The sequence below is a fragment of the Nocardia sp. NRRL S-836 genome (assembly GCF_001279525.1).
Classification (GTDB): domain Bacteria; phylum Actinomycetota; class Actinomycetes; order Mycobacteriales; family Pseudonocardiaceae; genus Lentzea.
Genome location: NZ_LGDY01000144.1, coordinates 1 through 26,924, shown reverse-complemented (window position 1 = coordinate 26,924; position 26,924 = coordinate 1). Strand labels below are relative to the sequence as shown.

The 26,924-nt window shown below is 69.9% G+C and carries 25 protein-coding genes, 1 tRNA gene and 1 pseudogene; 14 read left to right on the top strand and 13 right to left on the bottom strand.

Annotation, left to right across the window (positions count from 1 at the left end):
• Positions 1-67: 67 nt before the first annotated feature.
• Entirely contained in the window at positions 68-2,362 is a 2,295-nt protein-coding gene (locus ADL03_RS39645) for a DEAD/DEAH box helicase (protein ID WP_197289062.1), read from the bottom strand.
• A gap of 219 nt (positions 2,363-2,581) precedes the next feature.
• Here ADL03_RS39645 and ADL03_RS39640 point away from each other — a divergent pair, with 219 nt between their 5' ends.
• From ADL03_RS39640 to ADL03_RS39605, 8 genes are all read left to right on the top strand, one after another.
• A complete protein-coding gene (locus ADL03_RS39640; protein ID WP_053738798.1) occupies positions 2,582-4,891 on the top strand; it encodes a sodium-translocating pyrophosphatase in 2,310 nt (769 codons plus the stop codon).
• 64 nt (positions 4,892-4,955) lie between these two features.
• Positions 4,956-5,528, top strand: coding sequence for a hypothetical protein (locus ADL03_RS39635; RefSeq protein ID WP_053738797.1), 573 nt, complete (start codon positions 4,956-4,958; stop codon positions 5,526-5,528).
• 29 nt (positions 5,529-5,557) lie between these two features.
• On the top strand, positions 5,558-6,133 hold the full coding sequence (locus tag ADL03_RS39630; protein ID WP_157529683.1) for a hypothetical protein: 576 nt from the start codon (positions 5,558-5,560) through the stop codon (positions 6,131-6,133).
• 154 nt (positions 6,134-6,287) lie between these two features.
• Positions 6,288-6,860: a hypothetical protein gene (locus ADL03_RS39625; RefSeq protein ID WP_231642812.1), complete on the top strand. Its 573-nt coding sequence runs from the start codon at positions 6,288-6,290 to the stop codon at positions 6,858-6,860.
• A gap of 199 nt (positions 6,861-7,059) precedes the next feature.
• Positions 7,060-9,768: a type I DNA topoisomerase gene (gene topA / locus ADL03_RS39620; RefSeq protein WP_197289059.1), complete on the top strand. Its 2,709-nt coding sequence runs from the start codon at positions 7,060-7,062 to the stop codon at positions 9,766-9,768.
• Positions 9,769-9,786: 18 nt separating this feature from the next.
• Positions 9,787-10,197 carry a hypothetical protein gene (locus ADL03_RS39615; RefSeq protein ID WP_157529682.1) on the top strand — a complete coding sequence of 137 codons (411 nt, stop codon included), beginning with the start codon at positions 9,787-9,789 and terminating at the stop codon, positions 10,195-10,197.
• Between the two features lie 80 nt (positions 10,198-10,277).
• A complete protein-coding gene (locus ADL03_RS39610; RefSeq protein ID WP_053738793.1) occupies positions 10,278-12,314 on the top strand; it encodes an MFS transporter in 2,037 nt (678 codons plus the stop codon).
• 23 nt (positions 12,315-12,337) lie between these two features.
• Positions 12,338-13,534 (top strand): DNA polymerase III subunit delta', encoded by a 1,197-nt coding sequence (locus ADL03_RS39605; protein ID WP_053738792.1) that lies wholly within the window; start codon positions 12,338-12,340, stop codon positions 13,532-13,534.
• An 8-nt stretch (positions 13,535-13,542) separates the two neighbouring features.
• Here ADL03_RS39605 and ADL03_RS39600 read toward each other — a convergent pair whose 3' ends face one another.
• Positions 13,543-14,931 carry a hypothetical protein gene (locus ADL03_RS39600; RefSeq protein WP_053738791.1) on the bottom strand — a complete coding sequence of 463 codons (1,389 nt, stop codon included), beginning with the start codon at positions 14,929-14,931 and terminating at the stop codon, positions 13,543-13,545.
• 111 nt (positions 14,932-15,042) lie between these two features.
• Here ADL03_RS39600 and ADL03_RS39595 point away from each other — a divergent pair.
• Positions 15,043-15,116: transfer RNA gene (locus tag ADL03_RS39595), tRNA-Thr, on the top strand.
• A gap of 57 nt (positions 15,117-15,173) precedes the next feature.
• Here ADL03_RS39595 and ADL03_RS47715 read toward each other — a convergent pair.
• The 3 genes and pseudogenes from ADL03_RS47715 to ADL03_RS39585 form a co-directional block, all read right to left on the bottom strand.
• Positions 15,174-16,100, bottom strand: a complete 927-nt coding sequence (locus ADL03_RS47715) for a hypothetical protein (protein ID WP_231642811.1) — start codon at positions 16,098-16,100, stop codon at positions 15,174-15,176.
• A 12-nt stretch (positions 16,101-16,112) separates the two neighbouring features.
• A pseudogene (locus ADL03_RS50595) lies at positions 16,113-16,319 on the bottom strand (helix-turn-helix transcriptional regulator); the annotation flags it as partial.
• Positions 16,320-16,454: 135 nt separating this feature from the next.
• Positions 16,455-16,868, bottom strand: a complete 414-nt coding sequence (locus ADL03_RS39585) for an NUDIX domain-containing protein (protein ID WP_053738789.1) — start codon at positions 16,866-16,868, stop codon at positions 16,455-16,457.
• Between the two features lie 160 nt (positions 16,869-17,028).
• Here ADL03_RS39585 and ADL03_RS39580 point away from each other — a divergent pair, with 160 nt between their 5' ends.
• Positions 17,029-17,769 (top strand): TauD/TfdA family dioxygenase, encoded by a 741-nt coding sequence (locus ADL03_RS39580; RefSeq protein WP_053738788.1) that lies wholly within the window; start codon positions 17,029-17,031, stop codon positions 17,767-17,769.
• A 41-nt stretch (positions 17,770-17,810) separates the two neighbouring features.
• Here ADL03_RS39580 and ADL03_RS39575 read toward each other — a convergent pair whose 3' ends face one another.
• Together ADL03_RS39575 and ADL03_RS39570 are read right to left on the bottom strand one after the other, a co-directional pair.
• Positions 17,811-18,281 (bottom strand): hypothetical protein, encoded by a 471-nt coding sequence (locus ADL03_RS39575; RefSeq protein WP_157529680.1) that lies wholly within the window; start codon positions 18,279-18,281, stop codon positions 17,811-17,813.
• A 10-nt stretch (positions 18,282-18,291) separates the two neighbouring features.
• On the bottom strand, positions 18,292-18,966 hold the full coding sequence (locus ADL03_RS39570) for an HNH endonuclease family protein (protein ID WP_082373883.1): 675 nt from the start codon (positions 18,964-18,966) through the stop codon (positions 18,292-18,294).
• Positions 18,967-19,039: 73 nt separating this feature from the next.
• Here ADL03_RS39570 and ADL03_RS39565 point away from each other — a divergent pair, with 73 nt between their 5' ends.
• Positions 19,040-19,858, top strand: a complete 819-nt coding sequence (locus ADL03_RS39565) for an endo alpha-1,4 polygalactosaminidase (protein WP_053738785.1) — start codon at positions 19,040-19,042, stop codon at positions 19,856-19,858.
• Here the strand turns inward: ADL03_RS39565 and ADL03_RS39560 are convergent.
• Positions 19,831-20,571: an SRPBCC domain-containing protein gene (locus ADL03_RS39560; RefSeq protein WP_053738784.1), complete on the bottom strand. Its 741-nt coding sequence runs from the start codon at positions 20,569-20,571 to the stop codon at positions 19,831-19,833. The two genes, ADL03_RS39565 and ADL03_RS39560, sit on opposite strands and share 28 nt — an antisense overlap.
• Positions 20,568-21,164 (bottom strand): helix-turn-helix domain-containing protein, encoded by a 597-nt coding sequence (locus tag ADL03_RS39555; protein ID WP_197289057.1) that lies wholly within the window; start codon positions 21,162-21,164, stop codon positions 20,568-20,570. The genes ADL03_RS39560 and ADL03_RS39555 overlap by 4 nt, the downstream gene beginning before the upstream one ends.
• Before the next feature lie 144 nt (positions 21,165-21,308).
• On the opposite strand from ADL03_RS39555, the gene ADL03_RS47710 reads away from it, so the two are divergent.
• A complete protein-coding gene (locus tag ADL03_RS47710; RefSeq protein WP_157529678.1) occupies positions 21,309-21,482 on the top strand; it encodes a hypothetical protein in 174 nt (57 codons plus the stop codon).
• Here ADL03_RS47710 and ADL03_RS39550 read toward each other — a convergent pair.
• The 3 genes from ADL03_RS39550 to ADL03_RS39540 all read right to left on the bottom strand — a co-directional run bounded on the left by ADL03_RS39550 (position 21,460) and on the right by ADL03_RS39540 (position 23,733).
• Positions 21,460-22,440, bottom strand: coding sequence for a TIGR03617 family F420-dependent LLM class oxidoreductase (locus ADL03_RS39550; RefSeq protein WP_053738783.1), 981 nt, complete (start codon positions 22,438-22,440; stop codon positions 21,460-21,462). The genes ADL03_RS47710 and ADL03_RS39550 overlap by 23 nt on opposite strands.
• Before the next feature lie 19 nt (positions 22,441-22,459).
• Complete coding sequence (locus ADL03_RS39545) at positions 22,460-23,146, bottom strand: thermonuclease family protein (protein ID WP_053738782.1); 687 nt, start codon at positions 23,144-23,146, stop codon at positions 22,460-22,462.
• A 134-nt stretch (positions 23,147-23,280) separates the two neighbouring features.
• On the bottom strand, positions 23,281-23,733 hold the full coding sequence (locus tag ADL03_RS39540) for a DUF4442 domain-containing protein (protein WP_053738806.1): 453 nt from the start codon (positions 23,731-23,733) through the stop codon (positions 23,281-23,283).
• A gap of 163 nt (positions 23,734-23,896) precedes the next feature.
• On the opposite strand from ADL03_RS39540, the gene ADL03_RS39535 reads away from it, so the two are divergent.
• Both ADL03_RS39535 and ADL03_RS39530 read left to right on the top strand, forming a co-directional pair.
• The gene (locus ADL03_RS39535; RefSeq protein WP_053738781.1) at positions 23,897-24,409 is read left to right on the top strand and encodes a MarR family winged helix-turn-helix transcriptional regulator; all 513 of its coding nucleotides are present in this window, start codon (positions 23,897-23,899) and stop codon (positions 24,407-24,409) included.
• A gap of 2 nt (positions 24,410-24,411) precedes the next feature.
• Entirely contained in the window at positions 24,412-26,046 is a 1,635-nt protein-coding gene (locus ADL03_RS39530) for an MDR family MFS transporter (protein ID WP_053738780.1), read from the top strand.
• Between the two features lie 79 nt (positions 26,047-26,125).
• Here ADL03_RS39530 and ADL03_RS39525 read toward each other — a convergent pair whose 3' ends face one another.
• Complete coding sequence (locus tag ADL03_RS39525) at positions 26,126-26,632, bottom strand: inorganic diphosphatase (RefSeq protein ID WP_053738779.1); 507 nt, start codon at positions 26,630-26,632, stop codon at positions 26,126-26,128.
• Positions 26,633-26,924 lie beyond the last annotated feature (292 nt).

The following is a 26,924-nucleotide window of genomic DNA, read 5'->3' as shown; positions in this document are numbered from 1 at the left end:
GTCCGGTAGGTGGCGTTGCAGCTGCATGCGTTCACAGCCACACCGTAGCCACCATCGACGGCACCGGTCAGGTGATTTTTCCGAGCACCACGTCCAGCACCTGCACGGCGCCGGCCTTGTCCAGGGGGTCGTTGCCGTTGCCGCACTTGGGCGACTGCACGCACGACGGGCAGCCCATCGGGCAGGTGCAGGCCTTGATCGCCTCGCGGGTCGCCGACAGCCAGGCCCGCAGCGCCGAATGGCCCCGGTCAGCGAACCCCGCGCCGCCGGGGTGGCCGTCGTGGACGAAGACCGTCGGCATCCCGGTGTCCGGGTGCGCGGCCGTCGACACGCCGCCGATGTCCCACCGGTCGCACGTCGCGAACAACGGCAGCAGGCCGATCGCCGCGTGCTCGGCCGCGTGCAGTGCGCCGGGGACCCGCTTGGCCTCCACACCCGCGTCGAACAGCAACGACTCGTCGACGGTGTACCAGACGGCACGGGTCTGCAGGGTCTGCTCCGGCAGGTCGAGCGGGATCTGGTCGAGCACCACGCCCGACGGCAGCCGGCGCAGGTAGCCGACGACCTGCGTGGTCACCTCCACCTCGCCCAGCGACACCGACACGCCACCGAACTCGCGCCGCTCCACCTCCCGCACCACGGTGATGTCCACGCAGTCGCGCGGCTGCGTCGTCCACTCCGGGTCCTCGCGGTGCACGAGCGCGAGGCCGCTGTCCAGGTCGAGCTCGTCGACCACGTACGACCGGCCCTGGTGCAGGTAGACGGCACCGGGGTGCACCTGCCAGCACGCCGAGCCCGGGTCGACGGTGCCGAGCATCCGGCCGGAGTCGGCCTCCACCACCGCCACCTGCTCGCCGCCCGAACCGCGGATGTCCACGCCCGCGTGCGGCCGGTCGTGCGAGGCCCAGTACCACCCGGCCGGACGTTTGCGCAGCAGCTTCTCGGCCACCAGGTCCGCCAGCACGGCCTGGGCCACCGGCCCGCCGAAGTCGGGCAGGCAGTCCGGCGTCAACGGCATCTCCGCCGCCGCGCAGGCCAGCTGCGGCCCGAGCACGTAGGGGTTCAACGGGTCCAGCACGGTCGCCTCGACCGGCCGGTCCAGCACCGCCGACGGGTGGTGCACCAGGTAGGTGTCCAACGGGTCGTCCCGCGCCACGAACACGACCAGCGCGCTGTCGCCGGACCGCCCCGCGCGCCCGGCCTGCTGCCAGAACGACGCCAGGGTGCCGGGGAAACCGGCCACCACCACGGCGTCCAGCCCCGCGATGTCGACGCCGAGCTCCAGCGCGTTCGTCGTCGCCACCCCGAGCAGGTCGCCCGTGGACAGCGCCTTCTCCAGCGCCCGCCGCTCCTCCGGCAGGAACCCGCCCCGGTAGGCGGCCACCCGCGCGGGCAGCTCACCGTCCACTTCGGACAGGATGCGCTGGGTGCCCAGCGCCGTCAGCTCCGCACCCCGCCGCGAGCGCACGAACGCGAGCGAGCGTGCGCCCTCGACCACCAGGTCGGCGAGGATCCGCGACGTCTCGGCGCCAGCCGACCGGCGCACCGGTGCGCCGTTCTCGCCCTCCAAAGAGGTCAGCGGCGGCTCCCACAACGCCACGGTCCGCGACGCGCGGGGGGAGAAGTCGTCCACGACCGCCGACACCGGCACCCCGAGCAGCCTTTCCGCCGACTCGGAAGGATCAGCCACAGTGGCCGATGCCAGAACGAAGATCGGATCGGCTCCGTATTTGCGGGCGACCCGCCGCAACCGCCGCATCAACAACGCGACGTGCGAACCGAAAACACCTCGGTAGGAATGGCACTCGTCGATCACCACGTACTTCAGCCGGCGGAAGAACCGCAGCCATTTCGGGTGCTGCGGGAGGATTCCGCGGTGCAGCATGTCCGGGTTGGTGAAGACCCAGTTCGCGTGCGCCTTGACCCAGTCGCGTTCGGCCATCGGGGTGTCACCGTCGTAGGCCGACGCGCGCACCCCCTTGATCCCCAGCTCGTCGAGCGAGCGGAGCTGGTCCGCTCCAAGGGCTTTGGTCGGCGACAGGTACAGCGCCGTCGCCTTCGTGTCCGCCAAAAGAGTGGAAAGCACCGGCAGTTGGTAGGCGAGCGACTTGCCCGAAGCGGTGCCCGTCGCGAGCACCACGTGCCGTCCGGACCACGCGTGCTCCGCCGCCTCCACCTGGTGCCGCCACGGCTCGCGCACGCCCGTCTCCGTGAACGCCGCGACCACCGCGGAAGCCGCCCACGACGGCCATTCCACGTGATCAGCCTGCCGCAACGGGAGATCACGCGCGTGCGTGAGGGGTGACTCCCCGGCGGGCGTTCCCGCCAGCACCCGGTCCAGCAACCGGCGTCCCTGATCCACCACGAACCCGAGCTTCGCATACACCACCGACAGTCCGGACCGGGCCGCACTCGACAACCTGTGCGGATAACGGTGTGTGCACGGATCGGGACGGTTCGTTGCCTTGTTGCAACCAGCCCCTAGACTCCCCGCTCATCGCATCCAATGAGGGATGCGTCACGTCGCGCTGGGCGGCTGGTCTGCCTTGGCGCTGCACATGGCAACTCACCAGGAGGACGGATGTCCCGGCAATTCCTCGCGGAGGGCCTAGAGCTCTCCGGAGGTGATCGCGGCGTCGTAGCCGTGGTCGCCGTGGTCGCCCTGGCTGCTCTCGCCGTCGGGTACGTGCTGCTCAGGGAGGTGCTGGCCGCGGGCCAGGGCACCCCGAAGATGCAGGACATCGCCAAGGCGGTTCAGGAGGGCGCAGCGGCCTACCTCAACCGGCAGTTCCGCACGCTCGGCATTTTTGTCGTGATCGTGTTCGTTCTGCTGTTCGCGCTACCGGCCGATGACCTTTCCGAGCGAATCGGCAGGTCGTTGTTCTTCATCGTCGGTGCCGCGTTCTCGGCGACCATCGGCTACCTGGGCATGTGGTTGTCCACGCGCGCCAACGTGCGTGTCGCCGCCGCCGCGAACGAAGGCGAGGGCGGTCGCGAAAAGGCGATGCGCGTCGCGTTCCGCACCGGTGGCGTCGTCGGCATGACCACGGTCGGCCTCGGCCTCTTCGGCGCCGCGCTGGTCGTGCTCGTGTACGCGGGCCAGGCCCCGAAGGTGCTGGAGGGCTTCGGCTTCGGTGCCGCACTGCTCGCGATGTTCATGCGCGTCGGTGGCGGCATCTTCACCAAGGCCGCCGACGTCGGCGCCGACCTGGTCGGCAAGGTCGAGCAGGGCATCCCGGAGGACGACCCCCGCAACGCCGCCACCATCGCGGACAACGTGGGCGACAACGTCGGTGACTGCGCCGGCATGGCCGCCGACCTGTTCGAGTCCTACGCCGTCACCCTGGTCGCGTCGCTGATCCTCGGCACCGCGGCGTTCGGCGCGCAGGGCCTGCTGTTCCCGCTGATCGTCCCGGCGATCGGCGTGCTGACCGCGGTCGTCGGCGTCTACACGACCCGCGCGAAGGTGGGCGAGAGCGGCCTCACGGCCATCAACCGCTCCTTCTACATCTCGGCGGTCATCTCCGCGGTGCTGTGCACGATCGCGGCGTTCGTGTACCTGCCGAGCTCGTTCGCCGACCTCGGCGGCATCTCCGACGAGATCAAGGGCCTCAACGGCAACCCGGCGCTGATCGCGTCCGTCGCGGTGATCATCGGCATCGTGCTGGCCGGCGTCATCCTGTGGCTGACCGGCTACTACACCGGCACCGAGCACAAGCCGGTCAAGGAGGTCGGCCAGACCTCGCTGACCGGTGCCGCCACGGTGATCCTGTCCGGCATCTCGGTCGGTTTCGAGTCGGCCGTCTACACCGCGCTGGTCATCGGTGCTGCCGTCTACGGCGCGTTCCTGCTGTCCGGTTCGGTCGTCGTCGCGCTGTTCGCGATCGCGCTGGCCGGTTGTGGTCTGCTGACCACCGTCGGTGTCATCGTCGCGATGGACACCTTCGGCCCGGTCTCCGACAACGCGCAGGGCATCGCCGAGATGTCCGGTGACGTGCACGGCGAGGGCGCGCAGATCCTCACCGAGCTCGACGCCGTCGGCAACACCACCAAGGCCATCACCAAGGGCATCGCGATCGCGACCGCCGTGCTCGCCGCGACGGCGCTGTTCGGCTCCTACAGCGACGCGATCAAGCAGGCGCTGCTCAAGGCCGGTGAGATCGCCTCCGACGCGTCGGCGTTCTCGTTCGTCGTGTTCAGCCCGAACGTGCTCGTCGGCATCACCATCGGTGCCGCCGTGGTGTTCATGTTCTCGGGCCTCGCGGTCAACGCCGTGACGCGCGCCGCCGGCGCCATCGTGTTCGAGGTGCGCCGCCAGTTCCGCGAGAACCCGGGCATCATGGACTACTCGGTCAAGCCGGAGTACGGCAAGGTCGTCGACATCTGCACCAGGGACTCGCTGCGCGAGCTCGCCACGCCCGGTCTGATGGCCGTGCTGGCCCCGATCGCCGTCGGCTTCGGCCTCGGCGTCGGCCCGCTGGCCGGTTACCTCGCCGGTGCGATCGCGACCGGCACGCTGATGGCGGTGTTCCTGGCCAACTCCGGTGGTGCCTGGGACAACGCCAAGAAGCTCGTCGAGGACGGCAACCACGGCGGCAAGGGCTCCGACGCCCACGCCGCGACCGTCATCGGCGACACCGTCGGCGACCCGTTCAAGGACACCGCCGGTCCGGCCATCAACCCGCTGATCAAGGTCATGAACCTGGTCTCGGTGCTGATCGCGCCCGCCGTCGTGACGTTCTCGATCGGGCCGGACGCGTCCGCGCCGCTGCGCATCGCGATCGCCGTGGTCGCGGCCGCGATCATCGTCGGCGCGGTCGTCGTGTCGAAGCGCCGCGGCACCGCGATCGCCGACTCGCCCGCGGAGACCGTCAGCAACGGCGCCGCGTAGTTCCACCGCCGGTCGGGGTACGTTCGGGTTCCCCCCCGACGTACCCCGACCGAGGAGTCACGACATGAGGCGCAGCCTCGTCGCCACTGCCGCAATCGCCGCCATCGCGCTGGCCGGGTGCACCAACGGCGACGGCGGTTCCGGCACCCCCGGCCCCACCAGCGGTCAGGCCGACCCCGCGGCCGTCGCGTACATGGACAAGGTGTGCGGTTCGGCCTCCGAGTTCGCGAAGGTCGACAAGACCGCGCCGAAGCTCGACGCCGGCGACCCCGCCAAGCTCAAGGCCGAGATGGCCGCCTACATGGGCCAGCTCGCCGACGCCTTCACGAAGTCCGCCGCCGGCCTCAAGGGGGTCGGCCCGTCGCCCGTCGCGGGCGGCGACGAGGCCGTGACGAAGATGTCCGAGACGTTCACCGCGCTCGGCACCCTCTTCACCGACGCCAAGGTCAAGATCGAGCAGGCGGACGCCAACGACGCCACCGGCGGTCTGCAGGCGGCGGGAGAGGCGATCTCCAAGCTCTCCGAGCTGGCCGACCCGCTGAAGGACCTCAAGGCCGTCCCCGAGCTGCAGAAGGCGGCCCAGAGCGCCCAGAGGTGCCAGGAGATGCAGGGCCTCGGCGTCGCGCCGACGAGCTGAGCGTGGCCGTCCCGCGTATTTTCCGGACCATGACCCGCTTCACCGCACGAGCAGTAGTGGCCGTCGTCACGAGCGTGCTCCTGGCCTCCTGCACCGGCGGCACCACGACCTCCACGCCGCCGCAGGCGGCCAGCGAGGCCGACGTCGTGGCCTGGCTGGACCAGGTCTGCGGCGCCGTCGGCGGCACGACGAAGGCGATGTCCGGCGAGCCGTCCATCGACCTGAGCGACCCGGCCAAGCTCAAGGCGGGCCTCTCGGAGTGGCTCGGCGGCCAGGTCTCCGCAGCCGACCGGTCGGTGAACGACCTCAAGGCGCTGGAGAACGGCCCGCACCCGAGGTCGAAGGAGCTCGCGGGCGCCGCCGAGAACGACGTGACCCAGTTCAAGGCGCTGCTCACCGACACGAGGTCGAAGATCGACTCCTCCGGTGACGCCACGGCGGTCGTCACCGCGTTCAGCGAGCTGATGACCAAGGCCGCCGCGTTCGAGAACACCGGTGCTGACATGCGCAAACGCCTCGGCGACAGCGGTATGGGCGAGGCGGCGGAGAAGGCGGCGAAGTGCCGGGAGCTGGACGCCTCGGCGTCCTCCCGGCCGACCTCCTGACGCACCTGGCCCGGTCGCTCGAACGGGTACTGTTCGGGCGGCCCGGCCACCGGCGTTTCGACCCAAAACGCGAGCACGTGCCCGTTGCTCGATTCGGGCGCAGTCACAACTGTCCCACTGGTCACAGTCGAACGTCTGTTCTACTCTGTGGGCCGTGGTGGGGCAGCTGTCCTTCTTCTCGGCCGAGGCGCGCACGCCGGCAAAGGCGGACCTCGCCGGCTTCCTCTGCGGGCCGGGGCAGGCCGTCAGCTTCGCACGCGGCACGGCCGCCCGCGTCTACGTCGAGCTGCGCGACGAGTGGCGGCACCAGCCCCTCAGGCAGGCCTGCGCCGAACGCGGCGTGACCTCGGAGCTGTGCGTCAACGACGAGGGCACGCGGTTCGTCCGCACGCCGTTCCGCACCGACCTCACCCCGCTGGCCGCCCGCTGGCTGGACGGCTCCGCCAAGACGGTGCCCGCCGACTTCGAGCTGAACGGAGCAGTGCTCCGGGTCTGGGCGCTGGCCGCGGGCAGCTGGGTGGAGTCGGCGTACCTGCTCGGTTTGGACCCCAACGCACCCCAGACACACGAGCCGTTGCAAAATGCCCTGCTCCAGTCCGGTCTTCCGTGCACTCTGGTAGGGGCACCCGCGTTGCGGGTAACCGGCCGCCGACGGCTCGCGAGGCTCGCTGAGCTGGTCGGAAGCCCTCCGCACGGGGTGGCGATGAGCACGTGGCCGGCGGCCTGAGCGGGGCAGCCCGGCGAGGTTGTGTCACTCTGTCTCGTCGAACAGGCGTCGCAGAAGACATGACGGATGGTGTGCTTTTCGGCCGGCGCTGGGCAACACTGGCGGGCCTGGGAACGGGTTTGGAAGAGAGCGGGACGGCGTGGCTGGAACGACACGGACGAGAAAGAGCGGCGGAGGAGCGGGCAACACCCGACGACTTGTGATCGTCGAGTCGCCCACGAAGGCGCGCAAGATCGCCTCCTACCTCGGCAGCAACTTCGTCGTGGAGTCCTCCCGGGGACACATCCGGGACCTGCCGCGCGGTGCAGCCGACGTTCCCGCGAAGTTCAAGGGCCAGGCGTGGGCCCGGCTCGGCGTGGACGTCGACCACGACTTCGAGCCGCTGTACGTGGTCAGCGCGGACAAGAAGTCGCTGGTCACCGAGCTCAGGGAAGCCCTCAAGGACGTCGACGAGCTCTACCTCGCGACAGACGGTGACCGCGAGGGCGAGGCCATCGCGTGGCACCTGCTGGAGACCCTGAAGCCCAAGGTCCCGGTCCGGCGGATGGTGTTCCACGAGATCACCGAGTCCGCGATCCAGGCGGCCGCGGCCAACCCCCGCGACCTGGACCAGGACCTGGTCGACGCGCAGGAGACCCGCCGCATCCTCGACCGCCTCTACGGCTACGAGGTCAGCCCCGTGCTGTGGAAGAAGGTCATGCCGAAGCTCTCGGCGGGCCGCGTGCAGTCGGTGGCGACGCGCCTGGTCGTGGAGCGCGAACGCGAGCGGATGAAGTTCGTCTCGGCGAGCTACTGGGACATCTCCGCGCAGATGGACGCCGGTGCGCAGGCCGCGCCGCGCCAGTTCGGCGCCAGGATGGTGGCCGTCGACGGCACCCGCCTCGCGACCGGCCGCGACTTCGGCTCCGACGGCAAGCTCACCGGCAAGGCCGACGTGACGGTGCTGGACGAGGCGCAGGCCCGTGCGCTGGCGGCCGGCCTGGAGAACGCGCCGGTCAGGGTCGCCTCGGTCGAGGAGAAGCCGTACACGCGCAAGCCGTACGCGCCGTTCATGACCTCGACGCTGCAGCAGGAGGCGGGCCGCAAGCTGCGGTTCTCCGCCGACCGCACGATGCGCACGGCGCAGAAGCTGTACGAGAACGGCTACATCACCTACATGCGCACCGACAGCACGACGCTGTCGGAGACCGCGATCAACGCGGCCCGCACGCAGGCCACGGACCTCTACGGCGCGCAGTACGTCGCCAAGGAGCCGCGCCAGTACACGCGCAAGGTCAAGAACGCGCAGGAGGCCCACGAGGCCATCAGGCCCGCCGGTGAGGTGTTCCGCACCCCCGGTCAGGTCGCCTCCGAGCTCGACTCCGACGAGTTCAAGCTCTACGAGATGATCTGGCAGCGCACGATCGCCTCCCAGATGGCCGACGCGCGGGGCAACACGACCAGCGTGCGGATCGTGGGCAAGGCGGCGACGGGCCAGGAGGTCACGTTCGCCGCGTCCGGCCGCACGATCACGTTCGCGGGCTTCCTCAAGGCCTACGTCGAGACCGTCGACGCCGAGGCCGGTGGCGAGTCCGACGACGCCGAGTCGCGGCTGCCGCAGCTGGTCAAGGACCAGGGCCTGACGATCGTGGAGCTGTCCGCCGACGGCCACACGACCTCGCCGCCCTCCCGCTACACCGAGCCGTCGCTGATCAAGACGATGGAGGAGCTCGGCATCGGCCGCCCCTCCACCTACTCGTCGATCATCAGCACCATCCAGGACCGCGGCTACGTGTGGAAGAAGGGCGCCGCGCTCGTCCCGTCGTGGGTGGCGTTCGCGGTGGTCGGGCTGCTGGAGGTGCACTTCGGCCGGCTGGTCGACTACGACTTCACCGCGGCGCTGGAGGACGAGCTCGACGGCATCGCCGCCGGTCGCCAGCAGCGCACGACGTGGCTGTCCGGGTTCTACTTCGGCGGCAGCGTCGGCCCCGACGGCTCGATCGGCCGTTCCGGCGGCCTGAAGAAGCTGGTCGGCACCGGTGTCGAGGACATCGACCCGCGCGAGGTCAACTCGATCCCGCTGTTCAGCGACGCCGAGGGCCGCACGGTCGTGGTGAGGGTCGGCCGGTTCGGGCCGTACCTGGAGCGCGAGGTCGACGGGGCCGCGCAGCGCGCGAACCTGCCCGACGACCTGCCGCCGGACGAGCTCACCGCGGAGATCGCCGAGAAGCTGTTCTCGACGCCGCAGGAGGGCCGCTCGCTGGGCACCGACCCGGTCTCGGGCAACGAGATCGTGGCCAAGGAGGGCCGCTTCGGCCCGTACGTGACCGAGGTGCTGCCGGAGCCCGCGGAGAACGGGTCGTCGGCGAAGTCGAAGGCGCCCAAGCCGCGCACCGGCTCGCTGTTCAAGTCGATGTCGCTGGACACGATCACGATCGACGACGCGCTCAAGCTGCTGTCGCTGCCGCGGGTGGTCGGCAAGGACCCGGAGACGGGTGCCGAGATCACCGCGCAGAACGGCCGCTACGGCCCGTACCTGAAGAAGGGCACCGACTCGCGGTCGCTGACCGACGAGTCGCAGATCTTCACCGTCACGCTCGAAGAGGCGTTGAAGATCTACTCCGAGCCGAAGAAGCGTGGCCGGGCGGCCGCCGCACCACCGTTGCGCGAGCTGGGCAACGACCCGGTCTCCGGCAAGCCAATGGTGATCAAGGAGGGGCGCTTCGGCCCGTACGTCACCGACGGCGAGGCCAACGCGTCGCTGCGCAAGACCGACAGCGTCGAGTCGATCACCGACGAGCGCGCGGCCGAGCTGCTGGCCGAGAAGCGCGCCAAGGGCCCCGTGAAGAAGAAGGCCCCGGCCAAGAAGGCGACGACGGCGGCGAAGAAGCCGGCGGCCAAGAAGGCCCCGGCGAAGTCGAAGAGCTGAACGTGACGGAGGTGGCGGGTGCCGAGCTCTGACTTCGGTCCGGACGGGACACAGGCCCCGCCGCCTCCTGCGCTCTTCCCCGACCCGCTGGCGGGCCTGGTGACCGCCGACACGTACGTCGCTCCTGTGTGGAGCCCGATGCGGACGGCGTCGTTCTTGTCACGTGTGGCGGTACCGACACCGCCGGTGCCCAGCGACGAGCTGCGGCAGGCCGTCTGGGCCGAGATGGAGCGGGAGCACCAGCGGACGCGGGGCCGCCGGCAACGACCGCGGCAGCAGGCCGGACCGTTGCCGCAAGCGCCTGCCCAGCAAGCACAACAGGCCGCCGCGAAGCCCAGCAGCGTGGCGACGGTGATCGGCTGCCTGATCGTGGTGGGGTTCTTCCTGCTGGTGCTCGTCAGCATCCTCGGCGCGATCTTCAGCGGATAGTGACCTTTCGACGCTGAGAGTCCGGCGCTGTCACCCGCGACGTCCGGTTACGCTGAGCGCACCGGAGTGGGTGAGCAGAGGTGACTGAGATTCAGGACGCGGACACAGGATCGGTGCAGGCAGGCCCAGTGGGGCAGGCCCAGTCCAGCGTGTCCACGGTGCACCGGCTCCGCTCGGTCCTGGCGATCCGGCCGTTCCGACGGCTGTGGCTCGTCACCTATCTGTGCAGTGTCGGTGACTGGCTGTCACTGCTCGCGTTGACCGGGCTGGTCACCGAGATGATGAACAGCTACCAGTGGCAGTCGTTCGCGCTGTCGCTGGTCGTGCTGACCCAGCTGCTGCCCGGCATCCTGTTCGCGCCCGTCGGCGGTGTGCTCGCGGACCGCTTCGACCGCCGCAAGGTGATGGTGGTCTGCGACGTCCTGCGCGGGTCGCTGTTCATCTCGATCGCGCTGATCGGCTCGCCGATCTGGCTGTTCGTGGCGAACTTCCTGGTCGGCTGCTGCGCGATGCTGTGGATCCCGGCCAAGGAGTCGGCGGTGCCGAACCTGCTGCGCCGCCCCGACCAGGTCGAGTCGGCCAACCAGCTCGGTCTCGTGATGACCTACGGCATCTCGACGATCAGCGGTTTCGGCCTGTACTCGCTGATCGCGGGCGTGCCGGCGTACCTGAACCTGCAGGGCGGCGACCTCGAGTTCCGCATCGCGACCATCGCCGTGATCATCAACGGCCTGCTGTACTTCACCTCCGCGATCCTGATCGCGACCCGCCTGCCGGAGCTGTCCGGCCGTGCCTCCGCCCACAAGAGGGAGGTCGACGCCGACAAGCCGGGCTTCGTCGCGATGTTCCGCGAGGGCATCAGGTTCGCCGCCGCGACCCCGCTGGTCCGCGGCCTGGTCATCGGCATGATCGGCGCGTTCGCCGCGGCCGGTGTCGTGATCGCGACGGCGAAGCTCTACGCGGCGTCGCTGCTCGGCGGCGCGTCGACGTTCGGCCTGCTGTTCATGGCCGTGTTCCTCGGCCTCGCCGTCGGCATGGCCACCGCACCCCGGTTCGCGCGCCGGCTCGCCTACAACCGGCTGTTCGGCGTGACGATCGTCGGCGCGGGCATCACGCTGACGTTGGTCGCGCTGGCACCGAGCCTGTGGCTGGCGCTGCTGATGGTGGCGCTGGTCGGCCTGTGCGCGGGCGTGGCGTTCCTGACCGGCCTCACGATCGTGGGCTCGCAGGTCGAGGACGAGATGCGCGGCCGCACGGTGGCGTTGATCCAGTCGTTGCTGAAGATCGTGCTGTTCGGTGCGTCGGCCGGTGCCCCGCTGCTGGTCGCGGTGCTGCAGAAGCGGACGGTCAGCGTGTTCGGCCACCCGATGGAGGTCGACGCGACACGTCCGGTGATGCTCGGCGGCGCGGCCATCGCGATCGTCCTGGGTCTCGTCGCCTACCGGCAGATGGACGACCGTCGGGAAGAGCGCGTGCTGTCGTCGTTGTTCGCCGCCATCCGCGGACGGACCCGCACGAAGGGCATGCTGATCGCGGTCGAGGGCGACACTCGTGAAGACACGTCCGTGCAGGCCCGTCGCCTCGCCGCTGCTCTGCGTGCCGAGGGGCTGGACGTGCTGCTGGCCGCCGACCCCGAGCACGACGAACGCCGTCTGCGCACGATGCTGTCGTCCGCCGAGCTGGCCGGGGTGCGCGCGCAAGCCCTCGTGGCCGCGGCCGTACGCGCTGACGTCGTCGAACGCCAGGTGCGTCCCGCTCTGGACGAGGGTTCCATCGTCGTGATGGAACGCTACGTCGACTCGCCGCTGGCCCACTTCAGCGCGACCAGCAGCCTGGAGCACCACGAGCTGGAAGGCCTGGTCGACTGGGCCACCGGCCGGCTGCGCCCCGACCTGACGATCCTGCTGGACCGCCCGGTGAGCGACGGCAAGGCGATCGGCCTGGAACACCACTGGCGGGTCCAGCGCCTGCTCAGCGAGATGGCCGCCGCCGACCCGGACCGCTACCTCGTGGTCGAGGCCGACGGCGACGCCGACACGACCGCCGAACGCGTCCACGCCGCCGTTCTCCCGTTGCTCGCGACCCAGAAGCGAGTGGTCCCCGAAGCCACCGTCTGACCGCCCGCTGGAAGACTGGACCCATGAGCGTGTGGGACGAGGTGGTCGGCCAGCCCGACGCGGTGGCAACCCTGTCCGCGGCGGCGGAGGCAGCCGCCACGATCGTCGCCGGCGGCACCCCCGCACCCGGCGCCATGACCCACGCGTGGCTCTTCACCGGACCTCCCGGGTCCGGCCGTTCCTCCACCGCCCGCGCCTTCGCCGGCGCGCTGCAGTGCGTGGTGACGGACGACCGCCCCGGCTGCGGCGAGTGCACCGGCTGCCGCACCACCCTGCACGGCACCCACGCCGACGTGCGCATCGTCGCCCCCGAGGGCCTCTCGATCTCCGTCGCCGAGATGCGCTCCCTCGTCCAGATCTCCGCCCGCCGCCCCACCTCCGGCCGCTGGCAGGTCGTCATCATCGAGGACGCCGACCGCCTGACCGAGGGCGCCGCGAACGCCTTGCTGAAGGCCGTCGAGGAACCCCCGGAGCGCACGGTGTTCCTGCTCTGCGCGCCGTCGGACCACCCGGAGGACGTCTCCGTCACCATCCGCTCCCGCTGCCGCCTGGTCTCCCTCGGCTCACCCCGCCCCGCCGCCATCGCCTCGGCGCTGGAACTCGTGGACGGCATCTCCGCCGAGATGGCGTCGTGGGCGGCCTCGGTGTCCGGCGGCCACGTGGGCCGTGCCCGCCGCCTGGCCGTGGACTCCGAAGCCCGCGACCGCCGCGAGGCCGTCCTGCGCATCCCGCTGGCCCTGCGCAAGCCCGCCGACGTCTTCACCTGCGCCGACGAGCTGATCAAGGCGGCGGAGGAGGACGCCACCACCGCCAACGAGGCCCGCAACGAGGCCGAACGCTCCGCCCTGGAGACCGCGATGGGCGCCGGCGGCACCGGCAAGGGCACCGCCGCGGCCACCCGCGGCGCCAAGGGCGCGTTGAAGGACCTCGAAAAGCGCCAGAAGTCCCGCGCCACCCGGACCCAGCGCGACTCCCTCGACCTGGCCCTGGTCGACCTCGCCGGCTTCTACCGCGACGCACTGGTGACCAAGACCGGCTCCGAGGCCGCCCTGATGCACCCCGACCGCGCCGCCGACTCCCGCACGGCCGCCGCCCAGTGGTCGCAGGAGTCGATCCTGCGGCGGCTGGAGGCCGTGCTGGCGTGCCGGGAGGCGATCGAGGTGAACGTGAAGCCGCGGATCGCGATCGAGGCCATGGTCACGACCCTCCACCGCGGCTGACCGCTACCTCACGAGGGCAAGACCCCGCGGGACCGCGCACGTGACCGGCCCCTGACCGGCAGGGCCGCGACCAGCACGACCCCGGCGAGCAGCAACCCGGCACCGGTCCAGAACAGCGGAACCGACTGGTACGCGGCGTTGGTGTAGGCCAGCGGCGGTGCCTTCTTGGGCGGCGCCGCGGCACCACCCGGCTCCTGCGGCGTGTTCGTCTGCGGCGGCTGTGCCGTCCCGCACACCACACCACCCCGCGGTGCCGCGGCCCGCACGATCTGCTCGCCCAGCGAGATCTGCGCGAGCGCGGCCGGCAGGGCCGGCAGCTTCAGCTTGTCCGTCGGCAGCAGCTGCACGTCGAGCATCCGCGCGGTCGCCCCGAGCTGGAACCCGCTGAAGCCGTTGCCGGTGAAGGCCGCCTTCTTCTCGGTCAGCCCGGCGATCTGCAGCTTCAGCACGACCAGGTCGAGCAGCAGCGGCACGTCCAGCGCCGGGTGGGCGGCGTCCAGCGTGCCGAGCTCCTTGCCGTTCTGGCTGACCCTGAGCACCGGCGCGGTGTAGGTGATCTTCGAGGTCTGCTCGTCCCCGGTCGCCGTGGCCGTGAGCGTGGGCGGCGTGACCACGTCGATCTTCAACCCGCCCGCGAGCTCGACGCTGACCGCCCGCATCGTCGACGTGGACTCGACCGCCTTGTTCGTGCTGCCCGGCAGGTCGACCAGCCGGACGTTCGAGCTCGCCTCGAACGCGTCCGGAACGCCGATCAGCGCGGTCTTCGCGGGCAGCGGCACCTCGGCGGGCAACGCGCTGAGCACCTGCAACCCGGCCAGCGACGTCTTGGCCGTGGCCAGCGGACTGACACACGGCCCGAGCTTCTCGTCCCACCGCGCGTGCACACTGCCGTTGAGCACACTCAGCTTCGCCAGCGGCGTCTCGGGAATCGGCAGCCCGCCGCCGACCGGCCGCGGGTTGTCCGGAATCGCGGTCTGCACCAGCGTCCCCGGCGTCTGCGGCGCCCGCCCCGCCACCGCGAACCCGAACGGGTTGGCCTGCGTGACCACCCGCTCCGTCGCCAGGAACGCCTCGGTGTTGACCTGCGCACTGGCCAGCCCCAGCCCGAGCTCCGTCACCGACTGCTTCGGCAACTGCTCCCCGAGCCCCGGCAGGATCGTGTTCGTCGGCACCCCCTGCGGCCCCAGCCGCACCACCACGAGCCCCGTGCCCGCGTCCCCGACCGCGTGCGCCAGCGACTGCGGCCCGTTCGGCGACGACGCCGGCGGCTGGTCCGGATCCCGCGGCCCCGGCACCGGTGTGGTCGGCGGCTGGGCGAGCGCGGGCTGGGCGAGCGCGGGCCCGGCGGCGAGGGCCAGCAACAGCCCGGCCAACGGCACGGAGAACGATCGACGCATGAACCACTCCTCGGGACCGGCTAGGAGACGGTGACCTCGGTCACGGTCCGTACAACGATGCCGACCCCCGTGAGTAACGGGTTCACGGGTCAGCTATAGTTATCGCGTCTCGCCGCCTTAGCTCAGTCGGCCAGAGCGGCTCACTCGTAATGAGCAGGTCATCGGTTCGATTCCGATAGGCGGCTCGGTGAGATAGGACCCAGGTCAGGCTTCCTGACCTGGGTCTTTCTGTGTCTGCAGGTTCATGACGAGGTGCGCTGCCCAGGGGACAGCTGGAGGTTCAGCCGCTGTACCGCTGCCCGTCCTCCAGCGCTGATCCCTGCTAGACCGCCGTCATCGGCAGCTCGGATCGTTCGCTGGATCTGGTGTGGCAGGCGGTGCGCCTCCGCTGCGACAAGCGCGGTGCGCAACGCATCCTCTGCGCCGTCTCGCTGTCGGGCTGCGAGCAGGACCTGTCCAGCCGTGACTCGTTCGATGACGTGCCATTGCGGTGCGACCGGTGCCGCGTCCGGGACATCCATCCGCATGAGTTGAACGGCGTCGGCAGCTCGGCCGGTAGCGATCAGTCCGCGTAGCTGGATCTCGCGGAACGTGAACGGGTTGAACAGCATGCCTCGGCCGCCACCGTTGTCGAGCCGTTCGCGGTACCCGTTGATCGCGAGGTCGAACAGGTCCGGGTCACCGTGTTCACCTGCGGCACGGGCGAGAAGCGCCAACGCGGCTCCCTGCCCCTCGCGGTCCTCGGACACGGCAACAGCTCGGCTGAGGCGCGCGATGGCCGCGCCGACGTGATCAGCCTTGCGGAGCTCGTTCCCGTGCATGCGGAGCGCATGAGCGAGGAACGCGCGGTCGCCGAGCCGTTCGGCGATCACCAGCGCCTTACCCGTCCAGCGGGCAGCGGCCGTCAGCCGTTCCTCGGGCAGCACCGTGCCGAGCGACACCCCCAGCGCCGCACGGCCCTGCCCGAGCAGGATCGTTGTGTCCCGTTCGGCACGTCCCCCGGCGGCGCGTGCCTCAAGCCGGACGACCAGCGGCCACAGTTCGTTCACCGCATCGACGGCTCTGCCGGACTGGCGTGCGATCTCGGCAAGGCGGATGGTCGAGTCACCGAACTGGATCATCGCCGCGAAGTCGGCATCATCGTCGTCGGTCACGCCGAGCGCGTGCATCGGCAGCCCGAGCGTCCGCGCGATGTGCCGGCGGGTGGCGATGTCGCTGATGGTCCGGCGACCGGTCTCGATCATCGACACGTAGGTCTTGTCGTAGCCGAGCAGCAGGGCGAGCCGTTCCTGACTGAGCCCGTTCAGCCTGCGGTACACCCGCAGGATCTTTGCCAGGTCACGACTTCTGATGGCCGTGGTTGCCTCTGGCGTCGACCACAACCACACGGCGGGTGTGAGCTGACGAGCGGGCACGGCCGGTGCGGCGTGGCGCGTACTCGCGTGACAGGTCGGGCAGATCGGCTCGACGGCAAGCCGACTCAACTCGGCTCCACATGCGTCGCACCGCCTGCCGATCACGGCTCAACTGACCGCGTCCGCGCGCAGTAGCTCAAACCACGTCGCGATCGAGCGCTTGTAACCCTCGGGCATGGTCAAGCCGGGCACCTCGTCCTCGGTGAACAGGCCGATTTCCTTGTGCTCGTGGGAAAGTACGGGCTCGCCGGCGCCATCCGGGTGGCAGCCGTAGGTCACGATGAACACGTTCTTCTCGGCAACGTCGATGTAGTACATCCACGAGTCGAGGATCGGCCCGGTGGTCACCTTCCACTGCGTCTCTTCGGTGATCTCGCGCGCAACGCACTCTTCCGGGGTCTCACCGGGCTCGATCCGACCACCCGGCAGCTCCCACTCCTCGCGCTCGTTCTTCAGCAGCAACACCTTGCCGTCGCGGACAACCACGCCCTTGATCGAGACGGGGTGGGCGAGCTGGCTCATCGAGGTGTCCTCCGTGATCGCGGCGGGCTGCTCAACGGCAACGTAGCACCGGAACCCACCGTGCCGAGGCGACGTGGTGTTGACAGCCTGTCACTGGACGTAGCGCGCAGCACAGCGTTCTGCTGATCCCGTGGACAAGTCGTTTCGGGAGGTAGACGCCATGATCGAGCCTTATCACGTCAACGCGGGCTCCGTCGGCTTGGTCGAGCTGATCGCGGCGCGGGGACTCGCTGTGGTCGAGGGTCTCGACGGCCCTGGGGACCTGCTGCGGTTCGCGCAGTCGATCGCCATCGTCGTGCCGCACCGTGACAGCGGACCTGATGGCGTCACCACGATCGCTGACCTCGGCGAGTCCGTCGTGCGCAGCGGGTTCGCGGGCTTCAGCGCCTGTGCGCTCAACCCGCACACCGATCGCTCCGGCGTTCCGCACCCGCCCGGACTGCTGATGATGAGCTGTGCGCAGGCAGCCACGACCGGCGGCGACTGCGTGCTCATCGACGGTCAGGCGGTGTACGAGGACCTCGCGGAGTCGGAGCCCGAAGCGCTCATCGCCTTGAGCACACCGCGCTCCGTCCTCTTCGGCGGTGCTTCCGGGCATCTCAGTTCGATCTTCAGCGACAACGGTCGTGGCCGGATCGCCGTCAGGCTTCGGCTCGACGAGCTCGCTCAGTTCACACCCGAGGTCGACCGCTGGATTCCAGTGCTTCGGGCCGCGATCGACCGGCACGCGATCGGCTTCGGGCTGACTGCCGGACAGGGCTACGTTCTGGACAACCACCGCTGGTTGCACGGCCGACGAGCGTTCACCGGGCAGCGTGTGGTCCACCGGGTGAACGGTGATCCGTTGCCGGGGTTGGTTGTGACGACGGGTGTTCGTGTCCGGGCGTCAAGGGCGAGCTGACACAGGTCGACGGATCAGTTCGCTGATCTGGCCCTTCTGCTTTATCCGAAGACGTTCAGCACCCGGCACATGTCGTGAAACCCCTCCACGCAAGCCTCCGCAACGACCCGATGCGCGGCATCGGTCCGTGCGAACTCCAGCAGGAAGTACGGATCGAGCTCCTCAGGCCGGTCAACACAAGCCTCCACAACCACCCCGCTCACCGCGTTCTCGAACCGGCAGTGCTCACCGTGCTCATGCACCAGCCATTCGGCACCCACGGCACCTTGCGCCAACGCCGCCACCAACACACGCGCCATCCCCCGGAACGAGGCGATCAACGACTCCACCGCGGGCCGCAGCTGGTCGAGCTCGGTGTCGGAGAGGAGCCGCAGCACCGTCAGCCGCCGGTGCCCGCCGATCGCCGTGACGTCCGGCGGCAGCACGGCCCGCAGTGCCACGGCGGCCGCGGTGGCCTCGGGAAGTCCCACGGCGAGCGGAATCTGCAACGGCCGTCCACGCTCGGGATCCACGGCCCGAACCCTAACCGCAGGTCGCGAGTGCCTTCTCCAGCGCCGACCGTTCCGCCGGTGCCACCGTCAGCGCGTAGGCGGCCTTGACCGTCACGTAGATCCGGCCGTACGAGCACGCGTAGCCGGCGTTGGGCGGCATCCACTCGTCCGGTGTCTTGTCGCTCTTCGACTGGTTGACCTTGCCCGCCGTGGCCACCAGGTTGCGCAGGTCGTTGGCCGCCGCCACCCGCTGCTCGGGGGCCCACGCCGCCGCGCCGCTGCGCCACATCTCGGCCAGCGGCACCACGTGGTCGATCTGGATCTTCGACACCCCGCTGACGCGCGAGCCGGTGTACGGGTCGTCCAGGGTGCCGGACTGCACGCCGCAGCGGCCCGGTTTGCGTTCGACGTCGGTGAGGTCGCGGGCCAGGACCTGGCTGCGCTGGTCGCAGCCGTCGCCGTCGGCGTCGAACCAGGGCTGGCCGAACACGCAGGCGCCGGGGCAGTCGCGTTCGTAGCCGCGCAGCGAACCCGGTGCGCCCACGACCAGCGCGGCCAGTGAGGTGCGCGCGGCGGCCGCGTCCAGGGTTCCGGCCGGCACGCGGTCGACCTGGGAGGCAGCGGGTAGGGCGGTACACCCGGTGAGCAGGACGATGAGCAAGATCCACCGCATGGCGAGGGCATACCCGGCCCGCAAGCCCGTCATGGCGGCTCAACGGCCTAACTCACGGGTGGGGCGCTCCTCGACGAAGTGGTCCGGGATCGGTAGAACGGCAGGCATGAAGACCGCCGCGGTGGCCGCCGCGCTGCTCCTGCTCGTCACGTCGTGTTCGAGCGAGCCGGACCTGCCGCCGCGCGAGCTGCCCCCGGTGGGCGCCGTGTTCGACTACCAGATCGGTGGCGTGTACCAGCCGGACGTGCCGGTCAAGATCGTCGTGCGGGACCGCAGCAAGACGCCGGACGGGCGGCGCTACAACATCTGCTACCTCAACGCGTTGCAGACGCAGCCGGACCCGCTGGAGGGCGGGCTGAGCTGGTGGCGGCAGCACCACGCCGACCTGCTCGTCACGAAGGGCGACGGCGAGCCGGTCGTCGACGAGGAGTGGGCCGAGGGCGTCCTCGACATCTCCACCGAGGACAAGCGCGCCAGGATCCTGGAGATCCAGAAGAAGTGGATCAAGGACTGCAAGCAGTCGATGTTCAAGGGCGTGGAGCCGGACAACCTCGACTCGTACACGCGCTCGGGCGGTGCGTTCGACCTCAACGCCACCAAGGAGTTCATGAAGGCCTTCGTGCGGTACGCGCACGAGCAGGGGCTCGCGGTCGCGCAGAAGAACGGCGCCGAGCTCGGCAGCGCGGGCAAGGAGGAGGTCGGCTTCGACTTCGCGATCACCGAGGAGTGCCAGGTCCACGACGAGTGCGGGCGCTACGCCGAGGCGTTCGGCGACAACTTCATCCAGATCGAGTACACCGACGACGCGTTCCAGCGGGCCTGCACCGATCGCGGCGGACGGGTGTCGATCATCCGCCGCGACCGGAACGTCGTGCCGTACGGGCACGGTGACTACGTCTACGAGGTCTGCCCGCCCAGGGCCTGAGCCAGGAATGCCTGCCACTTCTCCTGCTGCCCGGCCGCGTCACCGAACAGGTGGTGGCCGACGGCGTTGGTGCCGTGGAAGCGGTACAGGCCGTCCGGTCCGCGCACACCGAGGAAGTTGTGCTGGCCATGCCGCACCAGGTAGTCCACGACTCCGTGCACGCCGAACGGTTCCATCGTGACCTCGTCGCCCACCTCGGCGTCGGCGGGGATGCCGAGCGCCCGCAGCAGCACCGGCCAGTTGTCGGCGCCCTCCGGCTGCGGCGGCCACTGCGCGAACACGTAGGTGCCCGGCCGGCCCGCGAAGTGCCGCACGTACTGGGCCATCGTGAACAGGTACATGTCCCAGCCCTTCGCGGTCTGGTCCAGGTACTCGTCGCCCCAGCCGTCGCCGAGGATGCCGCTGTGCACGAACCGCAGCACGGTCGTCCCCTGGTCACGGCCCTCGACCAGGTACTCCATCGCGTGGACCGTGCCGTCCTCGCCCTTGTCGCTCTCGTAGGCGAGGTGCTTGCCCGGTTCCCACGCCGTGATCGTGGACGACTCCTGGAAGAAGCCCAGGTCGAGCGTCATGCGGCCGCCGAGCCGCCCGTCGACGGTGTGCGGGCCCATGAACCACGAGTCGATGCCGGGCCCGGTGGCGATGGCGTCCCAGACCTGCTCCGGGGTGCCCTCGACCTCGACTTCCTTGCTGATCTCGAACTCGCGGGTCACGACTGGTCCTCCTCGGCGTTGACGCTCGGGTGCAGGGCCACCACGATCCGGTGCGGGCGGCCCCCTTCTGCCTGCTCGTCGTGGTACTTCGCGACCAGGCGGGTCACGCAGGTCGCGAGCTCCTCCGCGAACGCCGCCCGGTCGGCTGCGGAGGCGAACCGGACCTCGCCGTCGAGCGCGAACGTGGCCAGCCGCTTCTTCGCCTTGGTCGCGCCCGTGAGCAACGAGCCGACGTCGCGCACCAGCCTGGCCGAGACCGCGAGCAGCCACCGCGCGGACAACCGGTCGGGTGACCGCGCCGGGTCGGGCTGCACGGCCGCGAGCGCGGTGGGGGAGATGACGTAGGACGCGGCGGTCGCCCGCAGCAGGCGCTCGTTCACGTTGCCCTTGCGCCGTTCCTCGACCAGCTCCACCAGCCCGTGCTGCTCCAGCGTGCGCAGGTGGTAGTTCACCTTCTGCCTGGGCAGGCCGACCTTCGCGGCGAGCATCGTCGCCGATCCTGGCTCTGCCAGCTCCGCGAGCAGCCGCGCTCGCACGGGGTCCAGCGACACCTCGGCCACGGCCGGGTCCTCGATCACCGCCACATCGAACATGGGCCCACGGTCGCACCGAAAACAAAATTAGTCAAGAACGTGGTTGCTGTCGGTGACTTTGCTCCACCTGGGTGGCGTTGGAGCCGGTACCGTAAGCGATGTCTCGATTGGTCGTTGCTTGTTCGCAACCCCTGAGGAGACAAGATGACCATGATGCTCGTGCTGACCGTGCTCGCTCTGCCGTTCGCCCTGACCGCGACCAACATGGGCAGACGCACGTGGATCCGCAAGCGGGGCGTCTCCGGGGTGCGCGCCGAGCTCGCCGCGTTCCACGACGAGCTGGCACGCCAGGGGCTCAGCCACTTCTCAGCGCGCTGAGCCAGACCTCCCTGGGCACATCCGCAGAAGGCGACAGCCGCGTGACCATGTCGCCGAAGCGGTCCAGCAGAGCGGCAGCGACCTCGTCCGGCGCCCCGACCACGGCGAACTCGTGCAGCACGTCGTCCGTGATCAACGCACTCATCTCCGCCCACTGCTGCCGCCGCGACATCCGGTGCAGCTCCTCGTGCAGCTCCCCCCAGCCGTGCAAGTCCAGGACGGGCCGGTAGGCGGGTGTCGACCCGTAGAACGCGATCTGCCGCTTGACGTCGGCGACCTGCTCGTCGGTGGTCGCGGCGAACACCGGCCCGCTGATCTCGAACCCCGCCAGCGACTTCCCGGCCTTCGCACGACCGCGTTCCAGGGCGGGCAGCGTCACCTCGCGCAGGTAGCGCGCCGTCGTGAAGTTGTGGCACAGGAACCCGTCGGCGACCTCGCCGGCCACCTCGGTCATCAGCTCGCCCACGCCGGCCAGGTAGATCGGCGCGGTGCCGTGCGGGTTCGGGCCGGGGTTGAAGAACGGCGTCATCAGCGTGTGCGTGTAGAACTCGCCGCGGAACGCCAGCCGCTCGCCGGTCTCCCACGCGTGCCAGATGGCCCTGACGGCCAGCACGAACTCCCGCATGCGCGCGGCGGGCCTGCTCCACGGCATGGCGAAGCGCTTGGTGATGTGCGCCTCGACCTGCGAGCCGAGGCCGAGGTTGAACCGGCCGCCCGACAGCAGCCGCAGGTCGTTCGCCGTGGTCGCGACGGTCATCGGGTTGCGCGCGAACGCCACCGCGATCGCCGTGCCGAGCTCGACCCGTTCGGTGGCCGCGGCCGCGCCGGCGAGCGCGAGGAACGGGTCGTGCCTGGTCTCGGCGAGCCAGAACCCGTCGTAGCCCTGGTCCTCCGCGCGCCTGGCGATGGCCCCGACGTCACCGGGGGTGTAGTCGACGGCACTGCTGTCCAGCTTCATACCGGCGAGGTTATTGGCACTAGCGGCGCGGCTGCTCGCAGGCGATGCCGTTGCGGTTGCCGTCCAGCTCGACCCGGTAGCCGGGCTGGCCCCAGTAGAGCGGCGCCGCACCGGCCCGCCACGCGTCCTCGCACGTCGCGAAGAACACCGGCTTCGGTTTGGGCGTGGTCGTCGTCGGCTTGGGAGCGGGCGCGGGTGGCGGCGGCGGGGGAGGAGGTGGCGGGGTGGGCGTCTCGGTGACGTCCCTGCCGTTGCACGGCGGGCCCCAGAACCCGAGCGTGCCCTTCACCGCGGCCGCCTCGCCCTCCTTCATCGCCGTGCTCGCGGCCGGTGTGGCGCGGGCGGCGCCGTTGCCCAGCGCGAGCAGGGCGTAGTCGGTGCCGTCGGCGAGGCTGAGCGCGCGGGAGGCGGGGTCGAAGCGGACCTCCCGGCCCAGCAGCATGCGCGTGGCGAAGTCGCTCGCCGCCTGCGCCCAGCACGTCCCGGGCGCGGCAAGACCGCCGACCTCGACGGTCCTGCCGTCGGACAGGGTCACCGCGTGCCCGCTGACCACCGCCTGGACCTTGACGTCCAGCCGGGCGGGCGGGAGCGGGGCCGACGTCGTGACCGGCGGGTCGGCGCGCGGCGCCGCGACCGGGGTGACGTCCGCCTGCTGCGCGGCCGCGGAGCACCCCGCCGACAACGCGACCAGCACGATTCCGCCCACAGCTCTCCACCCCGGCATGTGCCCGAATATGCACCCGGCCGGGAGTGTGGCCAAGGTTACGTATTTCGACCGGTTCGGTTCACGCGGTGACCGTTTTGAGATGTGGAACCGCGCAGGTCAGCGTTGGTGCGGGGTCAGCGGGCCGGCTTGAGGGTCCACACGACGACCATCTCACCGGTCGTGACGCCCTCGGCGTTGGTGATCGTGATGGTCACCGGGAACTCGGGGCGGGTGCCGGAGTCGAGCTCGGCGAGCACGTCGTCGGCGCTGCGGCCGAGCACGGCCTCGGCCCTGAGCGCGCCGAGTGCGACCTTCTTGTAGGCGATGTCCGCGCGGGCGACCAGCGGCGTCGCCTTGCCCAGGTGCTGGGCGAACGCGGCCATGACGACGGCGCCGGACGCCGTCTCGCCGAGGCCGAACATCATCGCGGCGTGCGGGCCGCCGATGTGGTTGCGCAGCGTCTCGTCATCGGGCAGCGACGCGACGACGCGCGTGGCGGAGACCTCTTCGAAGTCGATGCCGGTGGTCTTCACCCACGGCACGGCCTGCTTCATGGCGTCGGCGACGAACGACACGTCTTGGCTCATGAACACGGATGCTACTCACTGGTAACCCCAGCCGCTACCAGCGAGTAACCGGACATATCAGTCCGTTGTGGAGTGTGACTCGAAACTCGCTTGCGTTTCCGCGTACCGAGATGGATGCTTGTAGCGAGCAACTAGTTGGGTGATACAAGCAATGAGGTGTGTGATGGCAGATCCGGGCGGGTGCTTCGTCGATCCCGAGCACGAGCTCGCCGACCGGGTCGGCATGGCGATGGTGCGGCTGAACAAGATGCACGCGCAGGTCGCACACCAGATGGCGAAGCAGGGCATGGACAAGTCCGCTTTCGTGCTCCTCGCGAACCTGGCCGGCCTCGGGGAGTGCCGGTCGAGCGCGCTGGCGGAGGCGGTGCTCTCCGACCCGTCCACGGTCAGCCGGCAGGTGGCCGGGCTGGTGAAGGACGGGCTCGTCGAGCGACGGGCCGACCCGGCGGACGGCCGAGCCAGCGTTCTCGCTGTCACCGAAGCAGGACGCCAGCTGCTCATGGAACGACGCCGGCATCGCAACGAGGCGATCGATCGGGTGTTCGCGGACTGGGCCGACGATGACTACAAGGGCTTCGCGGACCTGTTCGAACGCTTCGTCCACGACTACGAGCGCCAGATCCCGGCGCTGCTGACCGAACGCGGACTGGGGATCCGCGCAGGAGGGGAAAAGTAGAGATGTCACAAACCACCGCGACGACACCCACACCGGGAGTGTCGCTGACCCACCGCCAGATCATGACGGTGCTGTCCGGCCTCCTGCTGGGCATGTTCCTCGCGGCGCTGGACCAGATGATCGTCTCCAGCGCCATGAAGACCATCGCGGACCAGCTGCACGGCCAGACCCTGCAGGCGTGGGCGACCACCGCGTACCTGATCACCGCGACGATCACCACGCCGCTGTACGGCAAGCTGTCCGACATCTACGGGCGCAAGCCGATGTACCTCGCGGCGATCTCGCTGTTCCTGGCCGGCTCGCTGCTGTCGGGCATCGCGACCTCGATGTACGAGCTGGCCGCGTTCCGCGCCGTGCAGGGCCTCGGCGCCGGCGGTCTGATGTCGCTGGCGTTCGCGATCATGGCGGACATCATCTCGCCGCGTGAGCGCAGCAAGTACTCGGCGTACTTCATGGCCGTGTTCGGCTCGGCCAGCGTGCTCGGGCCGGTCATCGGCGGTTTGTTCGCCGGTCTCGACACGTTCTTCGGCATCACCGGCTGGCGCTGGGTGTTCCTCGTGAACGTCCCGATCGCGCTGCTCGCGCTGTTCGTCGTCGGCCGCGTGCTGAACATCCCGCACCAGCGGGTGAACCACCGCATCGACTTCGGTGGCGCCATCGCGCTGACCGTCGGCCTGGTGCCGCTGCTGATCGTGGCCGAACAGGGCCGCGAGTGGGGCTGGGCGTCCGCTACGGCGATCACGATGTACGCGGTCGGCGTGCTCGGCCTGCTGGCGTTCGTGTGGGTGGAGAACCGCATGGGCGATGAGGCGCTGCTGCCGATCCGGATGTTCCGCAACCACACGTTCGCGCTGGGCAACACGATCAACTTCGTGCTCGGCATCGGCATGTTCGGCGGCATGGTCTCCATCCCGCTGTACCTGCAGATCGTGAAGGGCGTGTCGCCGACCGTCGCCGGTCTGATGCTGCTGCCGATGACGTTCGGCATCATGTCGGCCACCGCGACCGCCGGCCGGATCACGTCGAAGACCGGGCGCTACAAGATCTTCCCGATCATCGGCGCCGGGTTGATGGCGCTGGCGCTGTTCCTGTTCAGCACGATCGGCACGGACACGCCGAACTGGCTCGTGATGGTCTACATGTTCGTCATGGGTGCGGGCCTGGGCCAGTGCATGCAGACGCTGCTGCTGGCGATCCAGAACGACGCCGAACCGCGTGACATGGGTGTGGCGACGGCGTCCGCGACGTTCTTCCGCCAGATCGGTGGCACCGTCGGCACCGCGGTGTTCCTGTCGATCCTGTTCAGCACGGTCGGCGACAAGATCGCCTCCGGGCTGAAGGCCGCGATGCAGACCGAGGCGTTCACCACGGCGCTGCGGGCGAACCCGGAGTTCGCCAAGTCGCTGCAGGGCGGGTCCGGTGTGGACATCAACAACACCGAGTTCCTCAACCACCTCGACCCGGTGCTGGCGCGGCCGTTCCTCGACGGCTTCTCCAGCGCGATCGACACGGTCTTCATGACCGGCGGGATCGTGATGGTCGTGGCGTTCGTGCTGGTGTGGTTCCTGCGCGAGAAGCCGCTGTCGACCAGGTCGGGCCTGGAGCGCGTCGCCGACGCCGAGGCGATCGCGGTCTAGCTCAAGGCGTGAAGGCATGAAGGCGTGAAAAGGGGGCCGCTGCACGCGGCCCCCTTTTCCCGTGTTCGGCTTCCCGCGTTCAGTGCAGCGTTTCGCCGCGCGCCTCGGCGTCCTTGAGACGCTGGTAGGAGCGGTGGATCTCGGCCTCGGCCTCGGTGCGGCCCACCCAGGTCGCGCCCTCGACGCTCTTGCCCGGCTCCAGGTCCTTGTAGACCTCGAAGAAGTGCTGGATCTCCAGGCGGTCGAACTCCGCCAGGTGGTGGATGTCGCGCAGGTGCTCGTGCCGCGGGTCGAAGGCCGGGACGCACAGAACCTTGTCGTCGCCGCCCTTCTCGTCGGTCATGCGGAACATGCCGATGGCACGGGCCGCGATCAGGCAACCGGGGAACGTCGGCTCCTGGACGAGAACGAGGGCGTCCAGCGGGTCGCCGTCCTCACCCAGGGTGTTCTCGATGAACCCGTAGTCAGCCGGGTACTGCGTCGACGTGAACAACGTGCGGTCGAGGCGAATGCGACCAGACTTGTGGTCCACCTCGTACTTGTTGCGCACGCCCTTGGGGATCTCGATCAGGACGTCGAACTCCACTGGTCCTCGCTCATGTAGCCCATTCGTGACGCCACTAGTGTGGACCACGACGCCCTGTCAACCCTCATCGGAGCCGCGGCCGGAGGGTGTGAGATTGCCCGTACGACCTGACGGAGGCCCTCTTGCCGGACGACCCCCAGTGGCCGACCGTCGACGACGACACCACCTCGGCGTCGCCAGCCTCCCCAACTCCGCCCCAGGTCACCACACCTCCCCTCGAACACCCCACCCTGGCCCTCCCGGTGGCCCCGGTGCTGACCGCACCGTCCACACCGGAACCCCCGTCCTCCTC